General features: G+C 58.1%; 18 protein-coding genes. 8 read left to right on the forward strand and 10 right to left on the reverse strand.

The genetic code is table 11. From position 1 onward, the window contains the following. The first annotated feature begins 84 nt into the window (after window positions 1–84). The 7 genes from CW354_RS18710 to CW354_RS18740 all read left to right on the forward strand — a co-directional run bounded on the left by CW354_RS18710 (window position 85) and on the right by CW354_RS18740 (window position 10,282). Window positions 85–1,326, forward strand: coding sequence for an alginate export family protein (locus CW354_RS18710; protein ID WP_207764918.1), 1,242 nt, complete (start codon window positions 85–87; stop codon window positions 1,324–1,326). A 30-nt stretch (window positions 1,327–1,356) separates the two neighbouring features. Next, window positions 1,357–3,813 (forward strand): nitrite reductase large subunit NirB, encoded by a 2,457-nt coding sequence (gene nirB / locus CW354_RS18715; RefSeq protein WP_104831580.1) that lies wholly within the window; start codon window positions 1,357–1,359, stop codon window positions 3,811–3,813. 26 nt (window positions 3,814–3,839) lie between these two features. Beyond that, the gene (gene nirD / locus CW354_RS18720) at window positions 3,840–4,187 is read left to right on the forward strand and encodes a nitrite reductase small subunit NirD (protein WP_104831835.1); all 348 of its coding nucleotides are present in this window, start codon (window positions 3,840–3,842) and stop codon (window positions 4,185–4,187) included. A gap of 4 nt (window positions 4,188–4,191) precedes the next feature. Further along, window positions 4,192–6,900 carry a nitrate reductase gene (locus tag CW354_RS18725; RefSeq protein WP_207764920.1) on the forward strand — a complete coding sequence of 903 codons (2,709 nt, stop codon included), beginning with the start codon at window positions 4,192–4,194 and terminating at the stop codon, window positions 6,898–6,900. Further along, window positions 6,887–8,329 (forward strand): siroheme synthase CysG, encoded by a 1,443-nt coding sequence (gene cysG / locus CW354_RS18730; protein ID WP_104831582.1) that lies wholly within the window; start codon window positions 6,887–6,889, stop codon window positions 8,327–8,329. Before CW354_RS18725 ends, cysG begins: the two co-directional genes overlap by 14 nt. A 77-nt stretch (window positions 8,330–8,406) precedes the next feature. Further along, window positions 8,407–8,997: an ANTAR domain-containing response regulator gene (locus tag CW354_RS18735; protein WP_104831583.1), complete on the forward strand. Its 591-nt coding sequence runs from the start codon at window positions 8,407–8,409 to the stop codon at window positions 8,995–8,997. 10 nt (window positions 8,998–9,007) lie between these two features. Further along, entirely contained in the window at window positions 9,008–10,282 is a 1,275-nt protein-coding gene (locus CW354_RS18740) for a CmpA/NrtA family ABC transporter substrate-binding protein (protein WP_104831584.1), read from the forward strand. Window positions 10,283–10,393: 111 nt separating this feature from the next. Here the strand turns inward: CW354_RS18740 and CW354_RS23740 are convergent, their stop codons facing one another. The 6 genes from CW354_RS23740 to CW354_RS18765 form a co-directional block, all read right to left on the reverse strand. Beyond that, entirely contained in the window at window positions 10,394–10,831 is a 438-nt protein-coding gene (locus CW354_RS23740; protein ID WP_207764921.1) for a hypothetical protein, read from the reverse strand. A 12-nt stretch (window positions 10,832–10,843) separates the two neighbouring features. Continuing rightward, the gene (locus tag CW354_RS23745) at window positions 10,844–11,200 is read right to left on the reverse strand and encodes a maleylpyruvate isomerase N-terminal domain-containing protein (RefSeq protein WP_207764922.1); all 357 of its coding nucleotides are present in this window, start codon (window positions 11,198–11,200) and stop codon (window positions 10,844–10,846) included. 84 nt (window positions 11,201–11,284) lie between these two features. Next, on the reverse strand, window positions 11,285–12,436 hold the full coding sequence (locus tag CW354_RS18750; RefSeq protein ID WP_104831585.1) for an alpha/beta fold hydrolase: 1,152 nt from the start codon (window positions 12,434–12,436) through the stop codon (window positions 11,285–11,287). 127 nt (window positions 12,437–12,563) lie between these two features. After that, window positions 12,564–15,077 (reverse strand): TonB-dependent receptor, encoded by a 2,514-nt coding sequence (locus tag CW354_RS18755; protein ID WP_165793823.1) that lies wholly within the window; start codon window positions 15,075–15,077, stop codon window positions 12,564–12,566. Between the two features lie 183 nt (window positions 15,078–15,260). Continuing rightward, window positions 15,261–16,298 (reverse strand): FecR family protein, encoded by a 1,038-nt coding sequence (locus tag CW354_RS18760; protein WP_104831587.1) that lies wholly within the window; start codon window positions 16,296–16,298, stop codon window positions 15,261–15,263. A gap of 10 nt (window positions 16,299–16,308) precedes the next feature. Next, window positions 16,309–16,896 carry an RNA polymerase sigma factor gene (locus CW354_RS18765; RefSeq protein WP_104831588.1) on the reverse strand — a complete coding sequence of 196 codons (588 nt, stop codon included), beginning with the start codon at window positions 16,894–16,896 and terminating at the stop codon, window positions 16,309–16,311. Window positions 16,897–17,690: 794 nt separating this feature from the next. On the opposite strand from CW354_RS18765, the gene CW354_RS18775 reads away from it, so the two are divergent. After that, window positions 17,691–18,758, forward strand: a complete 1,068-nt coding sequence (locus tag CW354_RS18775) for a Glu/Leu/Phe/Val family dehydrogenase (protein WP_104831590.1) — start codon at window positions 17,691–17,693, stop codon at window positions 18,756–18,758. A 51-nt stretch (window positions 18,759–18,809) separates the two neighbouring features. On the opposite strand, the gene CW354_RS18780 is transcribed toward CW354_RS18775, so the two are convergent. The 4 genes from CW354_RS18780 to CW354_RS18795 all read right to left on the reverse strand — a co-directional run bounded on the left by CW354_RS18780 (window position 18,810) and on the right by CW354_RS18795 (window position 25,323). After that, the gene (locus CW354_RS18780) at window positions 18,810–19,859 is read right to left on the reverse strand and encodes a serine hydrolase domain-containing protein (RefSeq protein ID WP_104831591.1); all 1,050 of its coding nucleotides are present in this window, start codon (window positions 19,857–19,859) and stop codon (window positions 18,810–18,812) included. Between the two features lie 174 nt (window positions 19,860–20,033). Then, the gene (locus CW354_RS18785) at window positions 20,034–21,380 is read right to left on the reverse strand and encodes a hypothetical protein (RefSeq protein ID WP_133162380.1); all 1,347 of its coding nucleotides are present in this window, start codon (window positions 21,378–21,380) and stop codon (window positions 20,034–20,036) included. Between the two features lie 57 nt (window positions 21,381–21,437). Then, a complete protein-coding gene (locus tag CW354_RS18790; protein WP_165793825.1) occupies window positions 21,438–22,961 on the reverse strand; it encodes a sulfatase-like hydrolase/transferase in 1,524 nt (507 codons plus the stop codon). A gap of 133 nt (window positions 22,962–23,094) precedes the next feature. Next, on the reverse strand, window positions 23,095–25,323 hold the full coding sequence (locus tag CW354_RS18795) for a TonB-dependent receptor (protein WP_104831594.1): 2,229 nt from the start codon (window positions 25,321–25,323) through the stop codon (window positions 23,095–23,097). Between the last annotated feature and the right edge of the window lie 154 nt (window positions 25,324–25,477).

Consider the following 25,477-nt stretch of genomic DNA (forward strand, 5'->3'; position numbering starts at 1 on the left):
GACCCTCCTTCCTCCGCGCAGCAGCGGAATCCTTAAGTCGGGCCCGGTGGCCCAGCGGATTTCAACTTATTGAGGGGACTCGCCGTGTCCAAACTTACAGGTCTTTTAAAAGATGTGTCCATCGCCGTTTTGTCGGCAACGGTCTTATTCGGCATAGCCGGTGCGGAAGAAGCGCCGGCGCCGGGAGCATCCGCACTCGACAAAGCCATCTCCGCATCGAAAATTCTGTTCAATACGCGCCTGCGTTTTGAAAACGTCTCTCAGGACGGGTTCGCCGATAACGCCGATGCGCTCACCTATCGCCTGCGCGCCGGGTTTGAGACCGGCAAGCTGTGGGACACCTCCCTGCTTGTCGAATTCGAACATGTAGACGACCTCATCGGCGATTATAACAGCACGATCAACGGCAATACGGCGTTTCCAGTCGTCGCCGACCCGAAAGCGACGGAATTGAACCGCTTCCAAGTGACCAACACGTCCCTGCCGGACACGAAAGTCACGCTCGGCCGCCAGCGCATTAAACTCGATAACGACCGTTTCGTCGGCAATGTCGGCTGGCGCCAGAACGAACAGACGTTCGATGCGGTGCGGCTCGAAAACACGAGCCTCAAAGGCCTGAAACTCGACGTCACTTATGTGGATCAGGTCAACCGCATTTTCGGCGACGATTCGTCCATGGGCCGCTGGGAAAGCGACAGCTGGCTCGTCAACGGCAAATACAGCCTGCCCGTCGATGGCGCGAAGATCGCAATCGGCGGTTTCGCCTACCTTCTCGACATAGAAAGCGCGCCCGGCGTCTCCTCGCAAACCTATGGCGTCAACGCCTCGTTCAGCAAAGGCCCCTTCACCTTGAAAGGAACCTATGCGGCGCAAAGCGACTACGCCGCGCAGCCGCTCGCCTATGACGCCGACTATTACACGGTCGAAGGCGGCTACACACAAAAAGGCTTCAGCCTCAAAGCCGGCTATGAAGTCCTGACCGGCGACGGCGCCATTGGGTTTTCAACGCCGCTGGCGACCCTGCACGCCTTTAACGGCTGGGCGGATGTATTTTTGGGAACGCCCGCCGACGGCCTTGAAGATATTTACGTCACCGCCGGTTATACAACCAAAACCGCGGCGCCGTTTTCGCTCCTGAAAATCGCCGCCGTCTATCACGACTTTTCCGCCGAAAACACCGGCGCCGATTACGGCTCTGAATTCGGCCTTGTCGGCGTCGCCAAGCTCGACCGCTTCGCGCTGCTCGCCAAATTCGCAAGCTACGACTCGGACGGATTCGCCAGCGACCGCGACAAGTTCTGGCTTCAACTGGACTTCGGTTTTTAGCCCACCAATGCAGATGAAGAGGAAACGCCCATGAAAAAAAGACTGGTCATCATCGGCAATGGCATGGCCCCCGGCCGCGTGCTCGACGAATTGTTCGAGCACGCGCCGGACCTTTATGACGTGACAATCTTCAACGCCGAACCGCGCGTCAACTATGACCGCATCATGCTGTCGCCCGTGCTTTCGGGCGAAAAAAAATACGAGGAAATCATCATCCACGGCGACGCCTGGTATGTGGATCACGGGGTTGAACTTCTTAAAGGCGAAAAGGTCGTCAATATCGACCGCGATGCCAAAACGGTTACGTCGGAAAACGGCGTCACCGCCGAATACGATAAGCTGATCGTCGCCACCGGCTCCCTGCCGATCGTCATTCCCGTGCCGGGTCACGACCTGCCCGGCGTTCTCACCTATCGCGACCTCGATGACGTCACGGCCATGCTGCTGGCGGCGAAGTCCGGCGGCAAGGCGGTTGTCATCGGCGGCGGCCTGTTGGGTCTCGAAGCGGCGGCGGGTCTTAAAGAACGCGGCATGGACGTCACCGTCCTGCATCTCATGCCGACGCTGATGGAGCGCCAGCTCGATGCGGCGGCGGGTCATCTTTTGCAGTCTACGCTCGAAGCGCGCGGCATCGACATCAAAACTGGCGCCAACACGGCGGAAATCCTGCCGCAGCCGAACAACAAAGGCGTGCGCGCCGTGCGGCTCGAGGATGGCACGGAGATTGACGCCGATCTTGTCGTCATGGCCGTCGGCATTCGCCCGAACGCACAGCTTGCGAAAGATGCAGGTCTTAAAACCAATCGCGGCATTCTGGTCGATCCGCAAATGCGGACATCGGATCCGGATATTTACGCCGTTGGGGAATGCGTTGAATTCGACGGCAAAGTCTACGGTCTTGTTGCGCCGCTCTATCAGATGGCGGGCGTCACCGCCAGGGAGTTGATGGGCGACGCCAATGACGGATTTAGCGACTCGGCGCTGGCGACGAAGCTGAAGGTCACGGGCGTCGACCTTTATTCCGCCGGCGATTTCGCCGACGGCGAAACCCGCGAGGAAATCGTCCTGCGCGACGCGGCGAACGGAGTCTATAAACGCCTCGTTCTTGAAGATGATAAAATCGTCGGCGTCGTTCTTTACGGCGATACCGCCGATGGCGGCTGGTTCTTCCAGCAGATCAAAGACGGAACCGATATTTCCGGCATGCGGGACACGTTGATCTTCGGACCAGCATACGCTGGGGGCGAGGCGCTGGACCCTATGGCGGCCGTTGCAGCATTGCCCGATGACGCGGAAATCTGCGGCTGCAACGGCGTATGCAAGGGCAAGATCGTCGGCGCTATCAGCGAAAAAGGACTGAGCTCGCTCGACGATGTGCGCGCGCACACAAAGGCGTCGGCGTCATGCGGGACCTGCACCGGTCTCGTGGAGCAATTAATGAGCCTGACCCTTGGCGAGGCGTTCGATCCGGATGCTGTCAGTCCCATGTGCGGCTGTACGGATCTCTCGCATGACGACGTGCGCCGGCTGATCAAGGCGAAGGAGCTCAAAACTATACCCGCCGTCATGCAGACGCTGGAATGGAAAAGCTCCTGCGGCTGCGCAAAATGCCGCCCCGCCCTCAACTATTACCTCGTCTGCGACTGGCCGGACGAATATGCCGACGATTACCAGTCGCGCTTTATCAATGAGCGCGCCCACGCCAATATCCAGAAAGACGGCACCTATTCGGTCGTACCGCGCATGTGGGGCGGCCAGACCTCTTCGAGCGAGCTGCGCGCCATCGCCGATGTCGTTGACAAGTTCAACATTCCCACGGTGAAAGTGACAGGCGGACAGCGCATCGACATGCTCGGCATTAAAAAGGAAGACTTGCCCGCCGTCTGGGCCGATCTCGGTAAGGCCGGCTTCGTTTCCGGCCACGCCTACGCCAAGGGCCTGCGCACCGTTAAGACCTGCGTTGGCACGGACTGGTGCCGCTTCGGCACGCAGGACTCGACCGGTCTTGGCGTCAGGATCGAAAAATTCATGTGGGGCTCCTGGACGCCCGCCAAGGTGAAGATGGCCGTCTCAGGCTGTCCGCGCAATTGCGCCGAAGCGACCTGCAAGGATGTAGGCGTCATCTGCGTCGACAGCGGTTACGAGATACATTTCGCCGGGGCCGCAGGTCTCGACATCAAGGGAACGGAAGTGCTCGGCCTCGTTAAAACCGAGACGCAAGCCCTCGAACATATCGTCGCCCTCGTCCAGATGTATCGCGAGCAAGGCCACTATCTTGAACGGATTTACAAATGGGCGAAGCGCATTGGCTATGACGAAGTGCGTCGCCAGATCATGGATGACGCCGAGAAGCGCAGAGCCTATTTCGACCGCTTCGTCTTCTCCCAGAAATTCGCCCAGGTCGATCCGTGGTCGGAGCGCGTCTCCGGCAAGGACAAGCATGAATTCAAGCCCATGGCGACGCTCTCCCTGCAGGCGGCGGAATGAACCAGGAGGCGGATCACATGAATGCAATGACCGGAAACTGGATCAGTCTCGGCGCCTTGGACGATATCCCTTTACGCGGCGCGCGGCGGGTCGTCAGGGGCGATCTGGCGATTGCTGTCTTCCGCACGGGCGATGATTCCGTGCGCGCCATCGAAGACACATGCCCGCACCGGAAAGGTCCCTTAAGTCAGGGCATCGTGCACGGCGACTGCGTCACCTGCCCTTTGCACAACTGGGTCATCTCGCTTGAAACTGGCGTGGCCCAAGGCGCCGATGAAGGGTCTGTTCGCACTTTTCGCGTGCGTGTCGGGAAGTCAGCGGAGGTTTTGCTCTGCGCCGACGACCTTGACGCCGATGTCAAATGTCGCGCGTAACCCCGTGGCGCTAGATGCGACATATGCTGCGACGCCTGGCGACGTCACCCGCACGACCTGTCCTTATTGCGGCGTCGGCTGCGGGGTTCTTGTAAAAAAGACCGCCGATGCAGTCAGCGTCGAGGGCGACCCGGATCATCCGGCGAATTTCGGCAGGCTGTGCTCCAAGGGTCTGGCGCTGGTCGACACTCTTGGGCGCGACAATCGGTTGCTTTATCCGTTGATCAAAGACGAGCGAGTATCCTGGGACCGCGCAACGGACGTCATCGCCGACAAGTTTCGCTCGATTATCGCGGAGCACGGACCTGACGCTGTCGCTTTCTATGTCTCGGGCCAAATTCTGACGGAAGATTATTACGTCGCCAACAAGCTGATGAAGGGTTTTATCGGCTCGGCCAATATCGACACCAATTCCCGCTTGTGCATGGCCTCCTCCGTTACCGGCCACAAGCGCGCCTTCGGCGCCGACAGTGTTCCGGGCTGTTACGAAGACCTGGAGCTTGCAGACCTTATCGTGCTGACGGGATCGAACCTCGCCTGGTGCCACCCGGTGCTCTACCAGCGCATTCTGGCGGCGAAGGAAAAACGCCCCGGCCTCAAGATCGTCGTGATCGATCCGAGAAAGACGGCGACTTGCGAATTCGCCGATCTGCATCTCGCCATCGCGCCAGACAGCGACGTCGCGCTCTTTCAGGGGCTTTTAAACTATCTCGACAAGCGCGGCGGCAGGAATGACATATTCATCCGTAATCACACGAATGGCGCCGATACGGCGCTGAACGCCGCCAAGACGCACACTCTCGGGTGCGTTGCAGACGAAACCGAGCTGCATGAAGGCGACATTATCGCGTTCTATGAATTGTTTTTATCGACTCGAAAGACCGTCACGGTCTACTCGCAAGGGGTCAATCAGGCGGCTGACGGCTCTGACCGGGTCAACGCGATCATCAATTGCCATCTGCTGACCGGACGCATTGGCGAGCCCGGCATGGGGCCGTTTTCCGTCACCGGTCAGCCGAACGCCATGGGCGGGCGCGAAGTCGGCGGCCTCGCCAATCAGCTTGCCTCCCATATGGAGCTCGGCGATCCTGTCCATCGCGACCTTGTGCAACGCTTCTGGACCGCGCCGCGCATGGCGGAAAAGCCGGGCCTCAAAGCGGTCGACCTCTTCGAGGCGATACACGCCGGAAAAGTAAAAGCGGTCTGGATCATGGCGACCAACCCGGTCGCGAGCATGCCGAACGCCGATCGCGTGCGCGAGGCGCTGAAGAAATGCGAGCTTGTCGTTGTCTCCGACGTCAACGCCAATACGGACACCGCCGCCTGCGCGGATATCCTCCTGCCCTCTGCAAGCTGGGGAGAAAAAAACGGCACGGTGACGAATTCGGAGCGGCGCATCTCGCGCCAGCGCCGGTTTTTAAAAGCGCCTGGCGAAGCGCGTGACGATTGGCGTCAATTCTGCGACGTGGCGGTGAAAATGGGCTGGGGCGAAGCTTTTTCCTATGAAGCGGCCGCTGACATCTTCCGCGAATACGCCTCGCTTTGCGCATTTGAAAATGACGGCGCGCGCGACCTCAACCTCAGCGCGTTGAAAGACATCGACGCGCAGGGCTATGACGCCCTGGCGCCGGTGCAGTGGCCCGTTTCTGAAAATATTGTGAAAGGCAAGGCGCGCCTCTTTGCGGACGGCCGTTTCTTCACGCAGAACGGCAAGGCGAGTTTTATTGTCCCCGCCGCCTCGCCTGATAAGCAGACGACGCCGGATTTTCCCTTCGTTCTCAATACGGGGCGTATTCGCGATCACTGGCATACGATGACCCGTACGGGCCGCAGCGCGCGCCTCAGCCAGCATTTCGCCGAACCCTTTATCGAAATCTCGCCGCGCGACGCCGAACGCCTGCGCATCAAGGACGCCGATATTGTGCGCGTCTCATCCCTATACGGCCTGGCGCTCACTCGCGCGCTGGTGACCGATCGCCAGCGCGACGGATCGGTTTTCGCGCCCATGCACTGGACGGAGGAATTTTCCAGCAAGGGCCGGATCGATGCGCTTGTGGCCGCCGTCACCGATCCCCTGTCGGGCCAGCCGGCGTTAAAGTCAGGCGCGGCGCGCATTGAACGCTTCGATGCGGCCTGGCATGGCTTCGGCGTTCTGGCGACGCGCGACTTCTCCGGCGCCGTCATGCCGGCCGGCGCTGACTATTGGGCGAAAGCACGCATCGAAGGCGGGCTCAGGGCGGAACTTGCAAGCGCCATGGACTATAAAAACATCCGCTTTGCAGCCGACGCCTTCTTCGAACCGGTTCTTGAACGCCATGCAACCGAGGCGCAGGTCATTCAATATTGCGACCGGCGGCGCGGCGTCCATCGCTTCGCCGTGTTTATCGGCGACCGCCTCAAAGGCGCGTTCTTTATGGCGAAAACGCCGGTCGAGATCTCGCGAAGCTGGGCCTGCGAACTGTTGGGCCGGTCATTTGCACCACAGGAACGGGTCGCGGTTCTGGCGGGGCGGCCCGGCGATGATGCGCCTGACCGCGGCGCCATCGTCTGCACCTGCATGAATGTCGGCGCCAATGAAATCGCCGGCGCCGTCGCCAAGGGATGCACGTCCCTCGCCAAGATCGGCGCCGCCACCGGCGCCGGAACCAATTGCGGCTCGTGCCGCGGAGAGATCAAACGCTTATTGCCGGAGACAGCCGATGCGCAAACCTGAACTGATGGAGCGTCCGCGCATGACCGCCCTGCCGGTTTTGCCGGTGTTCTTCAAACTCGAGGGACGGCGGGTTCTACTCGCCGGCGACAATGAAACCGCCGTATGGAAAGCGGAGCTCCTCGCCGCCGCCGGCGCGATCGTGCGCATCGCCGCCCCTTCGCCTTGTCAGGAGATGCGCGAGTTTATCCAAAGCGCGCCCGAACAGTGCGAATTGTCGCCGAGACCATGGCGCGAGGCCGACTTTAAACACGCCGCCCTCGCTGTCGGCGCCTTCGAAGATGACGCGCAAGCGGCGCGCTTCGCCGCCGCCGCGCGAGACCGAAACATTCCCGTCAATGTCGTCGACAGGCCGGATTTCTGCGACTTTCAGTTCGGCTCCATCGTCAACCGCACGCCGGCGGTCGTGGCGATTTCCACCGACGGCGCCGCCCCGGCGCTCGGCCAAGCCATTCGCAGACGCATCGAAGCCCTATTGCCGCAAAGCATCGCCGATTGGGCGCAGGCCGCGAAAAATCTGCGTCCTAAGCTTTCCAGGCTTTTGCCCGATACGAAGATGCGCAAAGACTTCTGGCGCCGCTTCGCGGAAACGGCTTTCGCTACGCCGGCCTCGCAAATCGACGAATGCGTTCAAAAGCTCCTTGTCTGGAAGAAAACCTCCGCCGGCAAGGTGACGCTTGTGGGCGCCGGGCCCGGCGATGTAGAATATCTGACGCTGAAAGCCGTGCGTGCGCTTCAGTCCGCAGACATCATTCTTTTCGACGACCTCGTTTCCGATGAAGTACTCGACCTCGCGCGGCGCGAATCCAAGCGCATGCTTGTGGGCAAACGCGGCGGCCGCGCTTCCTGCAGACAGGACGACATCAACCAAACCATGCTGCGCCTTGCGCGTCAGGGCAAAAATGTCGTGCGGTTAAAATCCGGCGATCCGATGATTTTCGGCCGCGCCGGCGAGGAGATAGACATGCTGGAGGCCACGGGCGTCGAAGTCGACATCGCGCCGGGCGTCACCGCCGCCCTCGCCGCCGCGGCGCGCCTTAAAACCTCCCTCACCCATCGCGACTGCGCGCAAGGCGTCAAATTCATCACGGCGCACAGCAAAAACGGCGCATTGCCCGACATCGACTGGCGCGCCGCCGCCGATCCCGACATCACGCTCATGGTCTATATGGGCGCCCGGAAAGCGCCGGACTTCGCCGCGCGGCTCATGGCCGAAGGGCTCGATCCGGCGACCCCGGCGATCATCGCAGCGGCGGTCAGCCGCCCGGAAGAGCGCCTCAACGCCCTGACGCTGGCCGAGCTCACAACGGCGGCTATCGATCCGGGCCACCCTATCCTGATCGGCGTCGGACGGGTTTTCCGGAAGGCGGCTTCTCGCATGCGCGAACAAAACCTCCCTCCTGAGTTAACCAGAATCTCCTATTTTCATTAGGGTTTCTCCGCTGGATGTTGCATCACAGCAATGTTATATTTTGCAGCGCAACATAGATTGCGGGGAACTGGGCAGACATGGCGGACACGCCCATTATCGTCCTTCTGGTGGACAGCAATCCCGAGCGGGCGAAGATCGTCGAGCAGGGATTGCATGGGGCCGCCGTGGTCAAACAGGCGCCGTCCCTCCACGGGGTCGAACTCCTGGGCGTCATCGAAAGGCTGCAGCCAGACGCGATCATTATCGATTGCGAATCGCCCGACCGGGACACCATCGAAAATCTTCAGCTTGTGGCGCGCAAGAATCCCAAGCCGATTGTCATGTTCGTTGAAAACGGCGACGGCGCCCTCGCCAAGGAAGCGGTGCGCGCCGGCGTCAGCGCCTATATCGTCGACGGGCTTTCCGAAAAGCGGGTGCTGCCTGTCGTCGAAATCGCCATCGAACGCTTCCGGATGTTCGACGCACTCTGGCGCGATCTCGAAAAATCGAAACGCGATCTCGAAGCGCGCAAGGCGATCGAGCGAGCGAAGGGGCTTTTGATGCAAAAGCGCCAGCTTTCCGAAAACGACGCCTACGCCGCGATGCGCACCATGGCGATGAAACAGAAAATCTCGATCAAGGACGTGGCGGACAATATTCTTTCCGTCGCAAGCTTGTTCGACGAATAGGCGGCGCGCCATGAGGCTTGAAAAAAATCAACTTCTCATCGGGTTCGTGCCGCTTATCGACTCTGCGCCGCTCGTCGCCGCCAAAGAAAAGGGGTTTTTCGAAAAGCACGGACTTAACGTCGAACTCGAAAGGCACCAATCGTGGTCGCAGATCCGCGACAAGCTTGCCGCCGGCGCACTCGATGCGGCGCATATGCTCGCGCCCATGGCGCCGGCGAGCTGGCTCGACAACGCTTATGGCGGCGAGCGGTTTGTCACAGGGCTTTCGCTTAATCTCAACGGCAACGCGATTACGGTTTCGGAAGAGCTTTACCGGCAGATGGTAGAGGCCGACCCGGAAGCCATGTTCGAACGGCCCACTTCCGCACGAGCCTTGAAAAAAGTCATCGCAAACCGGCTGAAAGCGGGACAGGAGACGATCAATATCGGAACGGTTTTTCCTTTCTCCTCGCATAATTACGCCGTGCGCTACTGGCTGGGCGCGGAAGGTTTAAACCCCGACCGCGACGTGCGCATGGTTGTCGCGCCGCCGCCTTACATGGTGGAGCATCTGAAAGAAGGAAAGATCGACGCATTCTGCGTCGGCGAACCCTGGAACACACTGGCGGAATGCGACAGCGTCGGCCGCGCCATCGTTCGTTCAGCAGAGATCTGGCGCCACATGCCGGAAAAAGTTCTGGGCGTCAGGCAAGAATGGGCCGATGAATTTCCTGAAACTCATGTTGCGCTTGTTGCAAGCGTGCTTGAAGCGGCGGCCTGGCTCGACAAACGGCGAAACCGTCTGGAAATCGCGGAGATCCTCTCCCGCAACGATTATATCGGCTTGCAAACGAAAGCATTGCTGCCGTCGCTGGCCGGAATCGGCGCGCTGGCGAACCGCAAGAGCATTATCGAAGCGAGCGATTATCTCATCTTTCACCGTTACGCCGCTAATTTTCCCTGGCGCTCCCATGCACTCTGGTTCCTGACCCAGATGGCGCGCTGGGGCCAGATCGTCAGTCCTGTCGATCTTCACGAAATCGCGCAGGGCGCTTACCTGCCTGAGATTTACCGCGCCGCTGCCGGCAGGCTCGGCGTCGCCTATCCGACAATCGACGAAAAACCCGAAGGCGCCGAGGAGCATGCCTGGATGCTGTCCGAGGCCACGACGCCGATCGCCATGCCGTCAAGCAGGTTTGTCGACGGTTTTAGCTTCAATCCTGATGCTGTGATCTCTTATTTGGAGGGTTTCAAGCGTCACAATCTTCGTATTTCTTTGAGAGAAATTGCAGATTTGCATTCCTAAGAAATCGTTTTCCGTGAATTTTCAACGCGCCCCGCCACTGACCATCAAAACAGACTCGAAAATGACCATGCAACCGCCTCCCACCATATCCATCCAATCAGAGACGCCAGTTCATTCGCCATATTCAGTCCTTTTTCGTCGCATTCCCGGCGCCGGCGGATCAACCGGGGGCCCGGCGAAACATTGGACCGCTTCCATCCAGGCGGTCGCATTCGGTCCAGTAATGGCTAATCGCGTGTCTTTGACATTGCGAACCTGCGTTACGACTTGGCAGAATTCAACGGCGTCGCCTTCAATACGCTCATCCTCCTGATCGTCGCCATATGTCCAGATATCGCCGGAAGGCGCTGTTAAAATAATGGTTGGGCGCGGCTCAAGCGCGGCACGCCCCCGAGTAGCGAATGTCCAGCCATAGGTGTTCACGCCAAGAATAACGATGTTTTGAATCGCGTCGGTGTTTTGACGATCGAGACCAAGCTCGTCATAGATCGCCTGACCATGCGCCCATGTCACCATCTGACGGGCAGTGATGGAAGATCGCGCGCTCATGCCAGGCCCCGCCTACATAACACGATGAGACGGGTCCGCGGCCCTATAGGCGTCAGCCAACTTTCGGTGAAACCCAGCCCATCTGTCGAACAACGCTTTGCCGGAAAGACTTTTGAGATAGGACCTTTCAAATTCCGGCAGACGCAACGCTGTGACGAATGGCGTCGCTTCTTTTAAAAACTCCGCAATTGCGGCTTCGTCGGTCAGGGCGAAATAAGCAGCGAGGTTCCAGACATGCAAATGCCGCAGGATCTCGTTGATGCTCCAGCCCTTGAAGGCGGTTTTGCGGTCAAAGGCGCCTTCATCAAGCGACGAGAGAAGACTCTCCAACCGGCCGGCTTCGCTCTTAAAGTCCTCGGCTTGCTTCATACGCTTATTGTTTGGACCATTGGCGAAACTGGCGGGCGCCACCTATCGGCTGCGCGGGCTTTTGCCGCGCAAACGTTAAAAAAACTACGGCTCAATCCCGACGGCGTCTTCCGGCGCCGCGTCCCCCGCTTTCACTGCAAGGGGTCTCACATCGTCAATGAGGCGATAGATAAACTTGCCGGGCTGTTCCATATGCATCATATGCGCTGAATGCTCGAACCAAATGATTTCTTTGGCCGGCGCCTGCAAATTCTCGAACCACGCGGATGAGATTTCCGACGGCGTTGCATAATCATGGCGTCCGGCGAACAGGAACACCGGCGTATTGAGTGTCATCAGGTCCCGATAATCGACGCCGCCCAATTGCGGCAGCAATTGCATGACGACGCTCACAATTTGCGCGTCGGCGGCGAGATCCGCATCTGAATAATCCGGGGACAAGGAGCGCAGATTGTTTTCATAATCGAGATTTAGGCGCCCCCAACTCATGCCGCCATAGGTTGAGACCCATTTTCTCTGGACCATAACCTTCTCGACCGGAATGCTTCTGTCTTCTTCCGGATAGGGGGCGATCGCTTCAAGCTCTTTCATGGCGGTCTCATCGCCGCGCCAGCGCGCCTCCTCCAGCGCGAAGCGGTAGCCGACGGCTTCATTTTCGAGAGAGGAGACAACCTGCCCCATCCCGATGTAAGCGTGCAGCCATTGGGGGTGACGTTTCGCGAGCTCTAGCCCGAGAATCGATCCCCAGGAATGGCCGAGCACGAATATCTTGTCTTTCTCATATGTCTTTCGAAGATATGATGCGACTTCCTCACTGTCCTTAATCATGCGCTCAACGGTGATGGTCGGAAGGACTTCCGCCTGATCGTTTGAAACGGCGGTCTTTCCGCTTCCGCGCTGATCCCATTGAACGACCGTGAAATAGTCTTCAAGCGGCGCCTGGTAAAACCAGCGCACCGGCATTTCCGTCGTTCCCGGTCCGCCATGAATAAAAAGCAGGATGGGATTTCTCCGGTCGCGGCCGCGCACGGAAATCCATTGTTTGATCCCGCCAATCTCGATTTCTTTCAGGTCGTTTATGCCGCGCGGCGTTTGAATGTCTTGTGCCTCGCGAATAATGTCCTGAACGCTCTCACAAGTGAAGGGCGCGGCTCCAACGGCGTCTTCTTGCGCGCACGCCGAAACGAACGGCGCCGACAAAAAGAATACGAAAATCAGCGCAGCTTTTATTCGCATAGAGACAATCCGCCCGGCTGGTTAAAACGAAGCATTGTCGCTATCATAAACGTCAAACGCAATGCTCAAAATAGAGAGCGCCACTCGGAAGGAAGAGCGGCGTCCCCATCAAGACTTTTTTACAGGATCAGAATTCACGCCCGATAGTGACACCAACGGTGCGCGGCCGGTTAATTGTCGTCCGCTCCAGGGTCAGAGGCGCGCCGCCGCGCAGTCCAAAGACTGTCGTTCTGTCGAGCTCGGTCCGCTCGTCGGTGAGATTGTCGACAAAAATTGCAACTGAATAAGGCCCGTGTTCAAGCCCGGCGCGCAAGCCCAGCAACACATAGCTCTCAAGATCGCTGGAAGCCGGACCGAGAGAGCTTTGCCGCCCGCCGACATATTGCAGGTCGCCGCGAAGATAAGCGTTGCCGTTCCCGAAGACGGGCGCGCTCAGTTCGAAATTCATCGCCGAACTCCATTTCGGCGTGACCGGGACGCGTTGTCCGGGAAGCGCAAAAGCGGCGATAGAAGCCGGCACATCATCGAGAGACGCATCCGTGTAGGTGACCTGACCGCCAAGGGTAAGGTGTTCATTGGCGATAAAGCTCGTTTCAAGCTCCGCGCCTTTGCTGGTTGCGTCTCCGGCGTTCAGGAATCCGTCAAAACCGTCGCCGCGGCTGACATTGAGCTGAATGTCTTTCCAGTCGATGTAAAATATCGCTGCGGCGACCGTCAGCGCGTCGTCAAACGCCCGAAACTTGGTTCCGACTTCATAATTCCAAAGACTGTCAGACCCATAGGTTGGCCCGACATCGATGGTGCAGCCGGCGAGCGGATCGCAGGGCGGAAGACCTGGATTGACGCCGCCGATCCGGTAGCCTTGAGCGGCCTGAAAATAAACCAGCGCATCATCGGCCAATTCATACGACACGTTGACTTTGGGCGTTGTAGATTGTTCGCTAACGTCTCCAGACACCGCCGCCTGAAATAACAGACCGTCATTCACCGTAACATTGGCCCGATCAATGTCAGACACGCGCACGCCCGCTGTGATGTTTAGCCGGTCCGTCAAATCGTAACCGAGCTCAATGAAGCCTGCGAGTTGTTCAATATCGGATGCGCGATGGAGATAAAAAAGATTCGCAGCCGGATCCGATGACGCCGGGACGCCAAGCGGATTTATAATCTGAAGAAAGTCGTCGCTGCGATCCAGGTAGAATCCGCCGATTAGCCAACTAAACGGGCCATCGCCGCTAGAAGCCAACCGAACTTCTTGGGAAATTGTTTCCCCTTCGTATAAGAGCGGCGACACGACGCGAGCAATGCCGAGGGCCTCCGTAAAGTAATCAATGTCATTCTGAAAAAATCGACTACGATCAAAATACGACGTGGCGGAAGTCAGTGTCGCAAATCCAAAATCATAATTAATTTTCAGATTTGCAATCTTAACTTCATCTTCAAAGGGCTGGTCAGAACTTTGTTGGATAACGAGAGCGGGAAATTCATCGGTTACCTGCTCATAAGCGCCGAATTTGCTTTTCTGGTAAATACCGGTGAGAACAATATCGATCTGTTCCGTAGGCTGAACGTGGAAAGCGGCGCGGCCGCCATATGATTTTTCATCGTTGATATTATCTTCAGCGCTTGAGCCGAGGCCGGAATAGCCATCGTCTAAAAAACCGCTGTTTTTAACGCCGAAACCGACAACTCTCAGAGCCGCCTTGTCGGAAAACGGCAGGTTAAGCCAACCGCTCACTTCACCGTTGCCGCCGCCTTTTTCGGTTCCCGAACCCGTGAGCTGTATTGCGCCCGAAACATCGTCAAATTCCGGCATGCGCGGCATGACCCGAAGCGTGCCGCCTAACGAACCGCTGCCGTAAACCGTCCCTTGCGGTCCGCGCAGCACCTCGATCCGGTCGATGTCGAAGAGTTTAAGATCAGGCTGCGACGCCGCTTCAGAGATCGGGACTTCATCAAAATAAACGCCGACGGTCGCTTCAGCGCCCTGGCCAATGTCCGCCCCCGTGGTCACGCCGCGAATAAAGACCTGCGAGCGGCCCGCGCCTGCGTCAATAAAGGAAACGCCGGCCAAGGTGCGTGCATAATCAGAGAAATTGACGGCCCCGAGTTTTTCAAGGTCGTCGCCGCTTAGCGCTTGAATGGCCAAAGGCACGTCAATCAGCCTTTCAGCGCGGCGCGTCGCGGTCACGATGATTGTATCGTCATCCGACGCGCCCGTCCCCTCAGCTTTGCCCTCTTGCGCATCGGCGCTTGCGCCAAACACAAACGCAGCTATGGACGCCAATAGAGACTTTTTCAGCTTGCTTCTCGTCATATTCCCCTCCGGGTGCGGCGCTTGCGCGCTATCAATGCGGGTGATCACAATCATCCCGCTTTCCGTGAGGCTGCTGACGAGTCCCGAGCCTTTGAGCATGACCTCCAAGGCTTCATTTAGCGTGTGCTTGCCCACGACGGGATGAATGCCCGCTGTCGACGCCAACTCATAGTCTACCCAGAGAGGAACACCTGTTTCTTCATGGAGCTCCTTTATCGCCTGATCAAGAGTCCCGCCCTCGATACAAAGATCGTATCGATTTTCCGTCTCTTGCGCATGCGCATATCCCGTCGCCAGTACGATAATGGCGACTGAACAGATCAAAAATCTAATCCGCTCTTTTCCCCTCAGCATCCTATGCTTGGCCCAGTGATCAGCACACTTGTTCGAACTTCACACCAGCCTCATTGAGGTTGACTAATGGCGATGAAATCCCCGTAATAGTTTTTTCAAATAAGCGCATTTAAGCACAGTCCCTCTACGCGACGCATACCTCGACTAGCCCTTCTAATCCTCTTGAGTGAGGCGGACATGGCGCCCATCTATACGCTCGACCTTCACATTCGCTGAAAGCTTCAGCGCTTCCAGCATAGGTTCGATTTTGCCGACCTGATAATATGCGACCACGCGGTGTTCTGCGAGCGAAGGGTCTGCAATCTCAATCGTAGCATCAGTGTAATGGCTTATTGCGGCGACAACCTCACTCAACGGCTCGCCGTGGAATGCAAGGAGCCCGTCCTGCCAATCAAGTTGATGTTCGATTTCTTTTTCTGCGACATCTTTGATTTCTCTGACTTGCCGGTCATAGACAGCAGCCTGTCCGGCATCGACTTCCACGATGTCAGAATGCGGTTGTTTTTGGTTCTGGGCGGAAAGAATTCGACTAGCCCCCGCATAAAGAGGCTCCGAACTCAGCGCCACGCGTCCTTCGGAGACCAGGACATTCATCTCCGCACTGCTCACCCGCACCGAAAATGCAGTGCCCACGGCCGTGACAGTCCCTTTTTCTGTTTCCACAGAAAAAGGTTTTGTTGGATTCTTTGCGACCTCGAAATACGCCTCACCCTCCGTTAACCGGATGATCCTGGCTTTGGCTGTAAATTCAGCTTCAAGAGCGCTGTTTGTATTGAGAATGATTCTGGACCCATCGGGCAGGTCGATTGTTTGCTGCTCGCCCACGGCAGTTCGGTATGCCTGCTCAAATCCAGCGCCAGCGAATAGCGCCATATAGACGAATGCGCCGCAAGCGGCGAACGACGCGGCGATCATCGCCGGCGCGAAACGCCGCCAGCGGCGACTTCCCTCATGGGACGCCGCGTTCGTTCCCGCCAGATCGTTGAACAAATCCAGGTCCGCTGTGCCAGCCCAAAAATCCTTGAACCGCTCTGCGGCTTCGCGATGTTGCGCGCTCTGATTTCGCCATTGCTCGAATTCAAGAAACAAATCCGCTGGAACATCCTCCCGATCGAGCCTCACCGCCCATAAGGCGGCTTCACGCTCAATTTCCTGAAACCGCGGCAAGAGTGTTATATTTGTATTGTTCATGACGCTTGCCTCATTTCTTATCCGATTTTGTGGCGACTCGTCGCGACGCCACTTTCATGCGGATTATTTTTTTTGCGCCAAAGTCGGCGGGGTCCAGGCCCTTCCCTCTGATGTAGGCGTAACAATCGACGATGGCCTTCGCCAGACGCTTTTCAATCGCGCTGACCGAGAGATCCAGACGCATCGCTATTTTCGGCACGGTCAGCCCTTCGATCCTGCGCATGATCAACGTTTCACGCAATTCCGGCGAGAGGCTTTCCAGCGCCTCAGCAAATACCGCGAGGCGCTGTCGCGCATCGAGGTGATCTTCCTGAGAAACCTGCCCATCATCAGCAAAGACTTCCATCTCGCTTAACTCCCCAACGAATTGGGTTGTGGAGTTTTCTTTTCGAATGGCGCGGCTGATTGAGAGGTTCTTCGCTATTCTGTACAGAAATTTCTCAGGCTGCCTGATTTCCGCCTTCAACTCCGCCGCATAGGCGCGCAGGAACGTCTCCTGGACAAGCTCTTCGATATCCGACGGATTAGACCTGTACTTGCCCACAATCCTGCGGATCACTGGCTTGTGTTTCAGAAATGCTTTGAAAACCTGGGACATAGGCAGTTTAAGGACCTTACAATTTGCAAAAACTACGCCTCCTGAAATGGCCGGTCAAACAGGCAAAGACGTATTTTAAGCGCCGGAAAAGATTATTTCAGATTCTGCTACGGGTTTGACGACGCCATCGGTCCATATGTTTTATGAGCACGCGCAATCGAAACATGCTCCGAGCTCGGAAAATTCCGTAATTTCGAACATCGGCGCCCCAGCGCAAGGCAAAATGTCCGTAAAATGACGGCGCCTTAAGTCACGGGCATCGAACGAAAAAGCCAAAAATCCCACAACAATGTAAAAAACAGGGCCGGTAAATCCGTTGCCATGCGTCTTCATCATAGGAAGCACGCTACCATGCCTTCAATCGAGACGCCGAACGCTGACGAAGCTGAAGGAGAAGGAAAACCTCACGCCTGCAGCCACAGCGCAAATGATGGCGCAGGAACTGATAAGCGAACGCCCGCTTAAAGACTAAGCAAAGCACTGCGCCGCTATTGCGCCGCCGCGCATTTATTTTACTGATTAATCGCGAAAAGCCCGGACGAAATGCAGCGTTCAATGGCCTCAAGTTATGTGATGACGGATACACGCAGTGTGCTCAAACTTTTTAAGTTATGACTTCCGGGAAACCCCGCGCCACGAGATGCGAGCGCCTTCAACATCGTATCCTCCTCGCCAGTCAGCAAAGACCTAGCCTGAGCCCTCCTCCTTCCATAAAATTTCTTATAAAGACAAACTTTCCATAATAGATACTTCTGCATATCTTGAGATTAAAACTTCAAGGCAGGACAGAAATCATGGGCGTTTGGCAATCGGAAGAGTTCGACAAGCACGAACAAGTTTGTTTCTTTTCAGATGAAGCGACCAATTTGCGCGCGATCGTCGCGATCCACTCAACTACCCGCGGGCCCGCCGCCGGGGGAACACGTTTCAAGTCATACGCTTCCGACGATATGGCGCTTGACGACGCGCTGCGACTGTCACGGGCGATGTCCTATAAATCCGCGCTGGCGGGCCTGCCTGTTGGCGGCGGCAAGGCGGTGATCATCGGCGATCCCAGGGAACTCAAATCCCGAGAGCTGCTCTTAGCGTTCGGCCGCTTCATCGACCGTATCGGTAATGTCTTTGCAACGGGCGAGGATGTCGGCTTTTCCGTCGCTGATGTCGAGACAATGTTCGAAGTGACCCCTTATGTCGGCGGGATGTCAAAGGGCGCCGGCGATCCATCGATCCACACCGCCACAGGCGTCCTGCACGGGCTGCGCGCTGTGGCGGAGTTTCGTCTAGGCCGCAAAAGCTTCGAAGGAGTGAAAGTCGCGGTCCAGGGCCTTGGCTCGGTCGGCTGGCGGGTCGCCCGACAACTGCATGAAGCGGGGGCTGAATTGATTGTCGCCGATATTGACCCCGAAAAAGTCACGAAGGCGCAAAATGATTTCCACGCCCTGACGATGGAGACTGACGAAATTCACGCAGCGCAAGCGGACATCTTTTGCCCTTGCGCTTTGGGCGGCGTCATCACCATGACGACCGCGCCCCAAATTCGCGCGCATGCAGTCGCAGGCGCGGCGAACAACCAGCTCGCGTCCCCGGAAGCCGGCGCTATGCTCGCGCAACGCAATATCTTGTTCGCCCCGGACTATGTTATCAACGCAGGCGGGGTCATCAGCGGGGTCGAGGCAATGCAAAATATGCCAGGCCGAAAAAAGATCGACATGGCGCCCTTGGAAGACTTGCTTGAGAGCATCTACGGGCGCCTTCTGGAAATTTTCGTCAGATCAGAAAAGGAAAACCGAACGCCCGAAGCGATAGCGCAAATGATCGCGCAGGAGCTGATCCGCGAACAACCGCTTGAGGAATATGCATAACAAAATACTGCGCCGCCATTGCTCCGGCCGCAGCGCTGACGCGCATCCATTTTACTGATTGATCGCGAAAAGCCCTGACGACATGCGGAATACGTCATTGCTGGTGTTGTTGGTGAAAACCGCAATCAGCAGATCGTCATCACGGCTATAAATGAAATGACTCCGGAACCCGACGATATAGCCTTCATGCATGATCAAATCGCCGCTGAGCGTAAGGCCAAACCCATAGGACGCCTCGCCTCGCAGTCCCTGATCCGGCCATAGATATGACACAGGCGGAATAGACGGCTGCATCATCCGCTCAAGCGACGCCGCGGACAGCTTTGGATGAGACATATCCCGATAGACGGAAATCCATTTGATGAAGTCACTGAGCGTCGTTGCAAGCCCGCCATCAGGCGGCGTGACAGGCAGCGACAGAATATCGTCTTTGACATGCCGGCCTTTTTCTTCATCCCATCGAAGGCCGGCCGCTTCGCCGGGCCTTGGCTCATGCCCTTCCACATGAATGCGCGAATTTGTCATGCCGGCCGGATCAAGCACATTGTCTTGAATGAAGGCGGCATATGGCTGGCCTGACTGCTCCTGGAGGATTTCGCCGAGAAGCGTGAAGCCTATGTTAGAATAGTAAAAATCCGAGCCGGGCTCGAATTGCAGGTCCTTGTCCATCGCTTCGCGGATCATGCCGTCAACGGTGTCGCCGAACGCCCAGCCGTCGACCACGTCATAATAGTCTCGGGTTTCCGCATAATCCGGCACGCCGCTTGTATGTGACAGTAGATGACGGACCTTAACGGATGACCATTTTTCGGAGCGATATCGCTCGGGGAGATAGTCGTTAATTGATCCCTCGAGATCGATCATGCCTTGTTCGACCAATTGCATGACCGCCGCGGCGGTGAACTCTTTCGTCATGGAAGCCACATGGAAGATAGTGTCCAGCCTGTTCGACGCATCCAACGTGGCGGGCCCATAGGCCCGCGCATGGACGATATCGTCGCCGCGCATAACGAGAGCCGCTCCGGAAAAATGCTCCTCAACAACCATCTGCTGCAGAAATTGCTCTGAAGCTTGATCAATTATTTCGGCACCTAGGTCCATCGCCAAAACTGTTCCTGATCGACCGCTTTTGCGTGATCGCTTGGCATCTTGCGGAAAGAGTTCGGTTTCTCATTCTCTTGCCGCACAATGTCCTGCGGACTTGATCACTTAGCTTTTCCAAGTGTTTTTCGCGCTTTAGCCTTCAATCAGCGGACATTAATATTTTGACCATCATTATATCGAGCCGGACAGAGCCGATAAAATTGAGTCGCGAAATGCGAGCGCCACCGGCGCCGTAAGCGCTCCGGATGTCGTATTCATCCGGTCGCCGATCACATGATGAAAGCGATGGGCTCCAAAAGCGCCCATGAGATTTTCATAGCCGGCGTTATGAATTTCCTTCAGATCGCCTGCAACCGTTTCCGGCGTCAACGCATAGGCCTGTTCCAATCCCGAGAGGCCCTTCATATGCGGCGCAACCGCCTGGTTTAGCGGTGGCGCCGCAAGCAGAAAGCGTTGCGGATCGGCGCTTTGCAGCGGCAGAAGGCCAATATCCGTTTCGTGCCAGTTTCGCGCCGCGATGCCTGCGCCGAGATGAAGCCAAAGCGCGACGTTTTCGTTCGGCGGGGCTTTTGTCTCAATAAAAATCCGTGCGCCGAGTCCCTCCAGTTCGTGACCGCTGAGGCCCGCAAGAAGGATCGATTTCTGCGGAAAGGTTTTTGCAAGCCAAGGGGCGAGCGCACGCATGATGGCGATCCCCGGCCCTCTTTCTCCGGCGCAATGAGTCCATCCGCTGACAGGCGTTGTCACGATAATCGTTTGCGCGCCGCCTTCGCGGCGGGCGATCACGTTGTGCGCTGTACGCATCGGTTTCGCCGGCGGCATGGCGAGACGCACGGACCGTCCGCTTTCCGCGATGCGTTTCAAAAGCGCGCTCTGCCCGGGGGCCGCAATCGCCGTCACGGGATATGGACGCTCAGGATCGATATTGAGGAAAACACCTTCCCCCGTTGGTCCTGGGGTTACGATGATGAGGGCTTTCGCATCTTCGGCGAGGGCCAGGTCGGCGAGTTTTCGGAAGGGTTTCGTTTCATAGCTCGACGCGCGCATATAAGGCGCCTCGGCAAGGAGTATGGCGCCCTTTGCCTTGCACACCGGTCCGTTTTCATCGGTCAGAACGAGCGGCGCTTGCGCGACTGCATTCGCCGCCGCCGGAAAAGGCGGCTGCGCCAGCAGTGTCGCCGTCTCGCCGCCGGCTTCAAGCTCCGCATAGAGCACATCGTTATCGGGAACCTCGAAGGGTTGAAATTCGATTTCATAGCCGAGAGCGCGCCAGTCTTTCGCCAGCCATTCGACGGTGTCGCGATCGGCCTGCGATCCAGACCGGTGAATGCCGAACCCGTCATAGGTTTCGAGATCCGCCTGCAGGCGCGAGACCGAAAATTCGTTATCGGGTTCTGCATCGCTGAGAGAACTTGAACGAAACAATCCTTGCGGCATGACGGACGCGCAACCGGGCGTCGCCGCCGCGCCGGCGGCCATCGCCAACAGGGAGCGTCGCGACGGGCGAATCACGCTCACAACCGCGCCTTCCTTTGCGCGCGAAGGCAAAGGGACTTCAGGGCGCTTCCGCCCGGCTTATCCCGGCCAGTATGTCCAGTCATCATTCTCGGCTTCTATCGGATTTTCCACCGGATCAGCGTGAACCGGAAGATAGTAAGTCGGCCCCCAGGCCGGTTTTGTCGGCCAGTCCGCCGTGGCCCTTTCATATTCCGCTGTAAGCTTCGCGACCATGTCAGGGCGCGTCTCCGCAAGATTATGGTGTTCTTCGGGGTCCTTTTTCAAATTATAGAGCCAGTTCCGGTCGCGTTTTGCATCGCGGATCAGCTTCCAATCGCCGCGCCGCACCGCCGAAAGAGTATTGTTGCGCCAGGCGAGCGTTCTCGGTCCGGCCGTCGCGGCGAGCGGCGAGTGTCCGTCAAGCCTTTCCGCCTCGACCCCCGCCGCGTTAAAAATCATCGGGGCAAGGTCGAGCAGGCTGACAGGCTCGTCAACGTCTGCGGGCGCCGCGCCGGGTACGTCGACGACAAGCGGCACGCGCACGCCGCCTTCCCAGAAATTCGCCTTAAAGCCCCGAAACGGCGAATTCACGTCGTCGATGCGGATATAGGCCGCGCCGCCATTGTCGCTGGTCACGATGACGATCGTCCGGTCGCGCAGACCGGTTCTTTCAAGTTCGTCCATCACAACGCCGATATTCCGGTCGAGCGATTCGATCATTGCGTAATAGACGCGGTTTCGATGCGGCAAGGCTTCGGGCTGCTGCGCCACGAGATCTTTCGGCGCCTGCAATGGATTGTGCGGCGCGTTGAAAGCAATGGAAAGAAAGAACGGCGCGCCTCCTGCTTTGGAAATGAAGTCCCGCGCTGCAGCGCCGAAAGCGTCGGTCTGGTAGGGCCGTTCGGGCTGCGATTCGCCATTACGCTGGAGGGAATAAGAAAGACGCTCCCACAGAAAGTTGTCGAGTCCGTTCCACTCAAGTTGCGCGCCGACGACATCCGGATCGTCGCGCTCTGCGAACATCGAAGCGCCGCCGAGAAAGCCATAAAATTCATCATAGCCCTGATCGTTCGGCGTGTACCCGTCGGCGCTGCCAAGATGCCATTTGCCGATATGCGCCGTTTTGTAGCCTGCGTCTTTCAAACGCTCGGCGATCGTCACCGCTTCAGGCGGCAATCCCCGCTCCTCATGCGGCGGATCGCCCAGCACCTCCGGCGCCATTTCTGCCCCCGGGTCGTCGAGCACCGTGCGGGCGGCCAGGCGGCGCGGGCTCGGATTGGATTCCATGCCGAAGCGTTGCTGATAGACACCTGTCAGAAGTCCGGCTCTCGACGTCGCGCAGACGGGACTCGAGGCATAGGCGTTGCGGAAGACGGCGCCGTGCGTCGCCAAGGCGTCGAGACGGGGCGTCGCGATCGCCGGATTACCGTTATAGCCGACATCGTTGACGCCGAGATCGTCCGCAACGATGAGTACAATATTGTAAGGTTCGGCGGGCGGTGTCCGCTCTTGCGCATTCTCAGTCCCCGCCGTTGGCGCGCAAGCGCCCGCGATGAGGATCGTGGCCGCGAAAAAGCGCGTCAGGAATGGCAGGTTCAACACCAAGTAAACAGACCTTTTAAAGCCTTGCCGCGCTCTTATAGCGGAACCGGCCCGTCATTGCAGCCTCAGGCGAGCCGGTCCGACGGAGGCGGGCCGAAATTTTTCTTCCGCCTCCGTCGATTCTGATGAACGCCTACCCGCCGAATTTGAGTTGCAGTTCGACGCCATATTTTCGCGGTTCGTTATAAAATGCATTCCCGCCGACAGACTGCACCCTGTAAACCTCGTCGCTGAGATTCTTGCCGTAGGCGCTAAGCCGCCAGTTATCGCCCGAAATGCCGGCGCGCGCGTCAAACATAAGAAAATGATCGAGGCTGCGCCCGGTCGGCGAATCGGACCCGCCGGAAGCGTTTTCATAGCCGCCGCCCTCGGCCTGCATCGACCCGCCGAGGAACCAGTCGATATCGCCCGAAAGCGGGGCGAAATAGAACGCGTTTGCCGACAAGATATAGTCACGCGTCCGGTTCAGACGCACCCCGCCGAGATCGATCACTTCGACAACGCTGCCGCCGCCGGCTGTCGTAATGACGGCGTCGTCGGAAAATTCGCCGCTGCCTGACGCCGCCGCGAGGTTCCAGCGCAACCGCCCAGGCCCCGCGGGCGTCACGCCGCCGAGCTCCGCTTCGACGCCATAGGCGTTGGTGTCGCCGACATTCTGCAGGGCGGTCGTCGTCGTTGTTGTTCCAAGCGTCGAGACGGCCTGAATATCCTCGGTGATAATGTAATAGCCGGTCAGCCCGTAGCGGACGCCATTTCCGAAGACGCCTTTCATGCCGGCTTCGAATGAATAGGCGGTTTCCGGATCATAGGGAATGAAGTCCGCGTTCGCGGTATCGATGCCGGTGTTGAAGCCGCCCGGGCGATACCCACTGGCCGCCTTAAGATAGATCAGATGCCCCTCGGCGAAATCATGGCTCAAGGTGATTGCAGGCAGAAACTTCGTCCAGCTTTCCGAGACGTCGCCCGTGTCCAGCACCACGGCGCCCAGCTGTTCGCGCGTGAAGACAAAATCCTTTTCGTCGTGTTGAACGCGCGCTTCGGCGGTCAGGGTCGTATTGCCTCCCAACGGAAAGTCGACGAGGCCGAACGCCGAATAGGTCGTGAGGTCTTCCGTGAAAGCGTCGACGCGGGTCGCGAGCGCGGCCAGCGCGCCAATGCCTGCGGCCCCGTCATTCGCCGTCACCACGTCGTCGGTGTGCGCGCCGAAATCCGCCCCGATCAGCCAGGTCACGCCGCCGTCATCGTTGGACGCCAGTCGGACTTCGCCGCCGAAGCGTTCGAAATCTTCGCTCTGCGAGGCGATGAGATCGGTCGGAATGCCGGCGACCGTGATGCCCTGAAAACCGAGAAAACTGTCGAGGTCTTCATTGAAGCGGTCGCCGTTGCGCTGCTTGTAGGAAAAGATCGCGGTGAACTCTCCGAAGCTGAGCGCCGAATTCAATTCCGCGAAGACCGCCGTCGAATCGATTTCGACGACCCCTCGCCGGCTGTCCCGCGAGACAAAGGGGCCCGGTTCGGTGTCCGCAAACTGTCCGGCGGCGAAACGCGGCGCCTGGCGCTGCCCGAGAGCGGAGAAACCGGGCGCGGTGCTGTCGAAATATTCGACAGTCAGGTTCGCCGTGGTGGCGCTTGAAAGATCGGCTCTCAGCTGGCCGCGGGCGCCGAAATATTCCCTTTTATCCACCGCCTCGCCTGTCGATTCCTCTTTAATAAAACCGTCGTTCTGGTCGGTGTAATAGGCGCCGATGCGGGCCGCCACGGCGTCGCTGAGCGGCGCATTGAGGATGGCCTTTCCCGAATAGCGTTCGGGAGATTCGTATCCCGCCTTGAATTCCGCCGAGAATTCGTCGGTGGGCCGCTGGCTGATCACATTGATCGCGCCGCCCACGGCGTTTCGTCCGTAGAGCGCGCCTTGCGGGCCGCGATAGGTTTCAATCCGGTCGACGTCGAAGAAATCGAGCCGGCTGAAGGAACGCCCGCCGAAACCGCCGCCGGCGACGTAAATCCCGTTGCGGTAAATGCCTGTGGCGGATTCCGAAAATCCCTGACGCCCGCCCCCCTGGCCGCGAATGGAAATGTCCGCAAGATATTCGGGACCGGCGCTGACAAGCGTCGCGTTGGGAATCTGGCGCACGTAATCCGCGATCCCGTCGAGCGCCAGGAGTTCCGTATCCTCCTCAGAGAGGACCGAAACGCTCGCCGCCACGTCCTCGAGTCTTTCGCTGCGCTTGCGCGCCGTTACGACGATCGTGTCTTCCGCGCCGGCGCGCGCGCCCGCTTCCTGCGCCATGGCCCCCGGGGCGAGGCAAAGCCCGCCCAACGCCGCCAGAATCGCAGACGTCATGTAAAAATGATCTTTCATTGCGTCCTCCCTGTCCCTTTATGTGCCCGCTTTTTCGCAGCGGCGTTTTTTCCCATCGTAGACACAGCGCCCAAGTCTTGTCCACATTATTGTTGACAATTTTGCAGGCACAGCTGCGTTGTGATAAATATGAGACGCTGGAAGCCAGGCTTTT

It is taken from the genome of Hyphococcus luteus (assembly GCF_002943565.1).
In the GTDB taxonomy this organism is placed as follows: domain Bacteria; phylum Pseudomonadota; class Alphaproteobacteria; order Caulobacterales; family Parvularculaceae; genus Hyphococcus; species Hyphococcus luteus.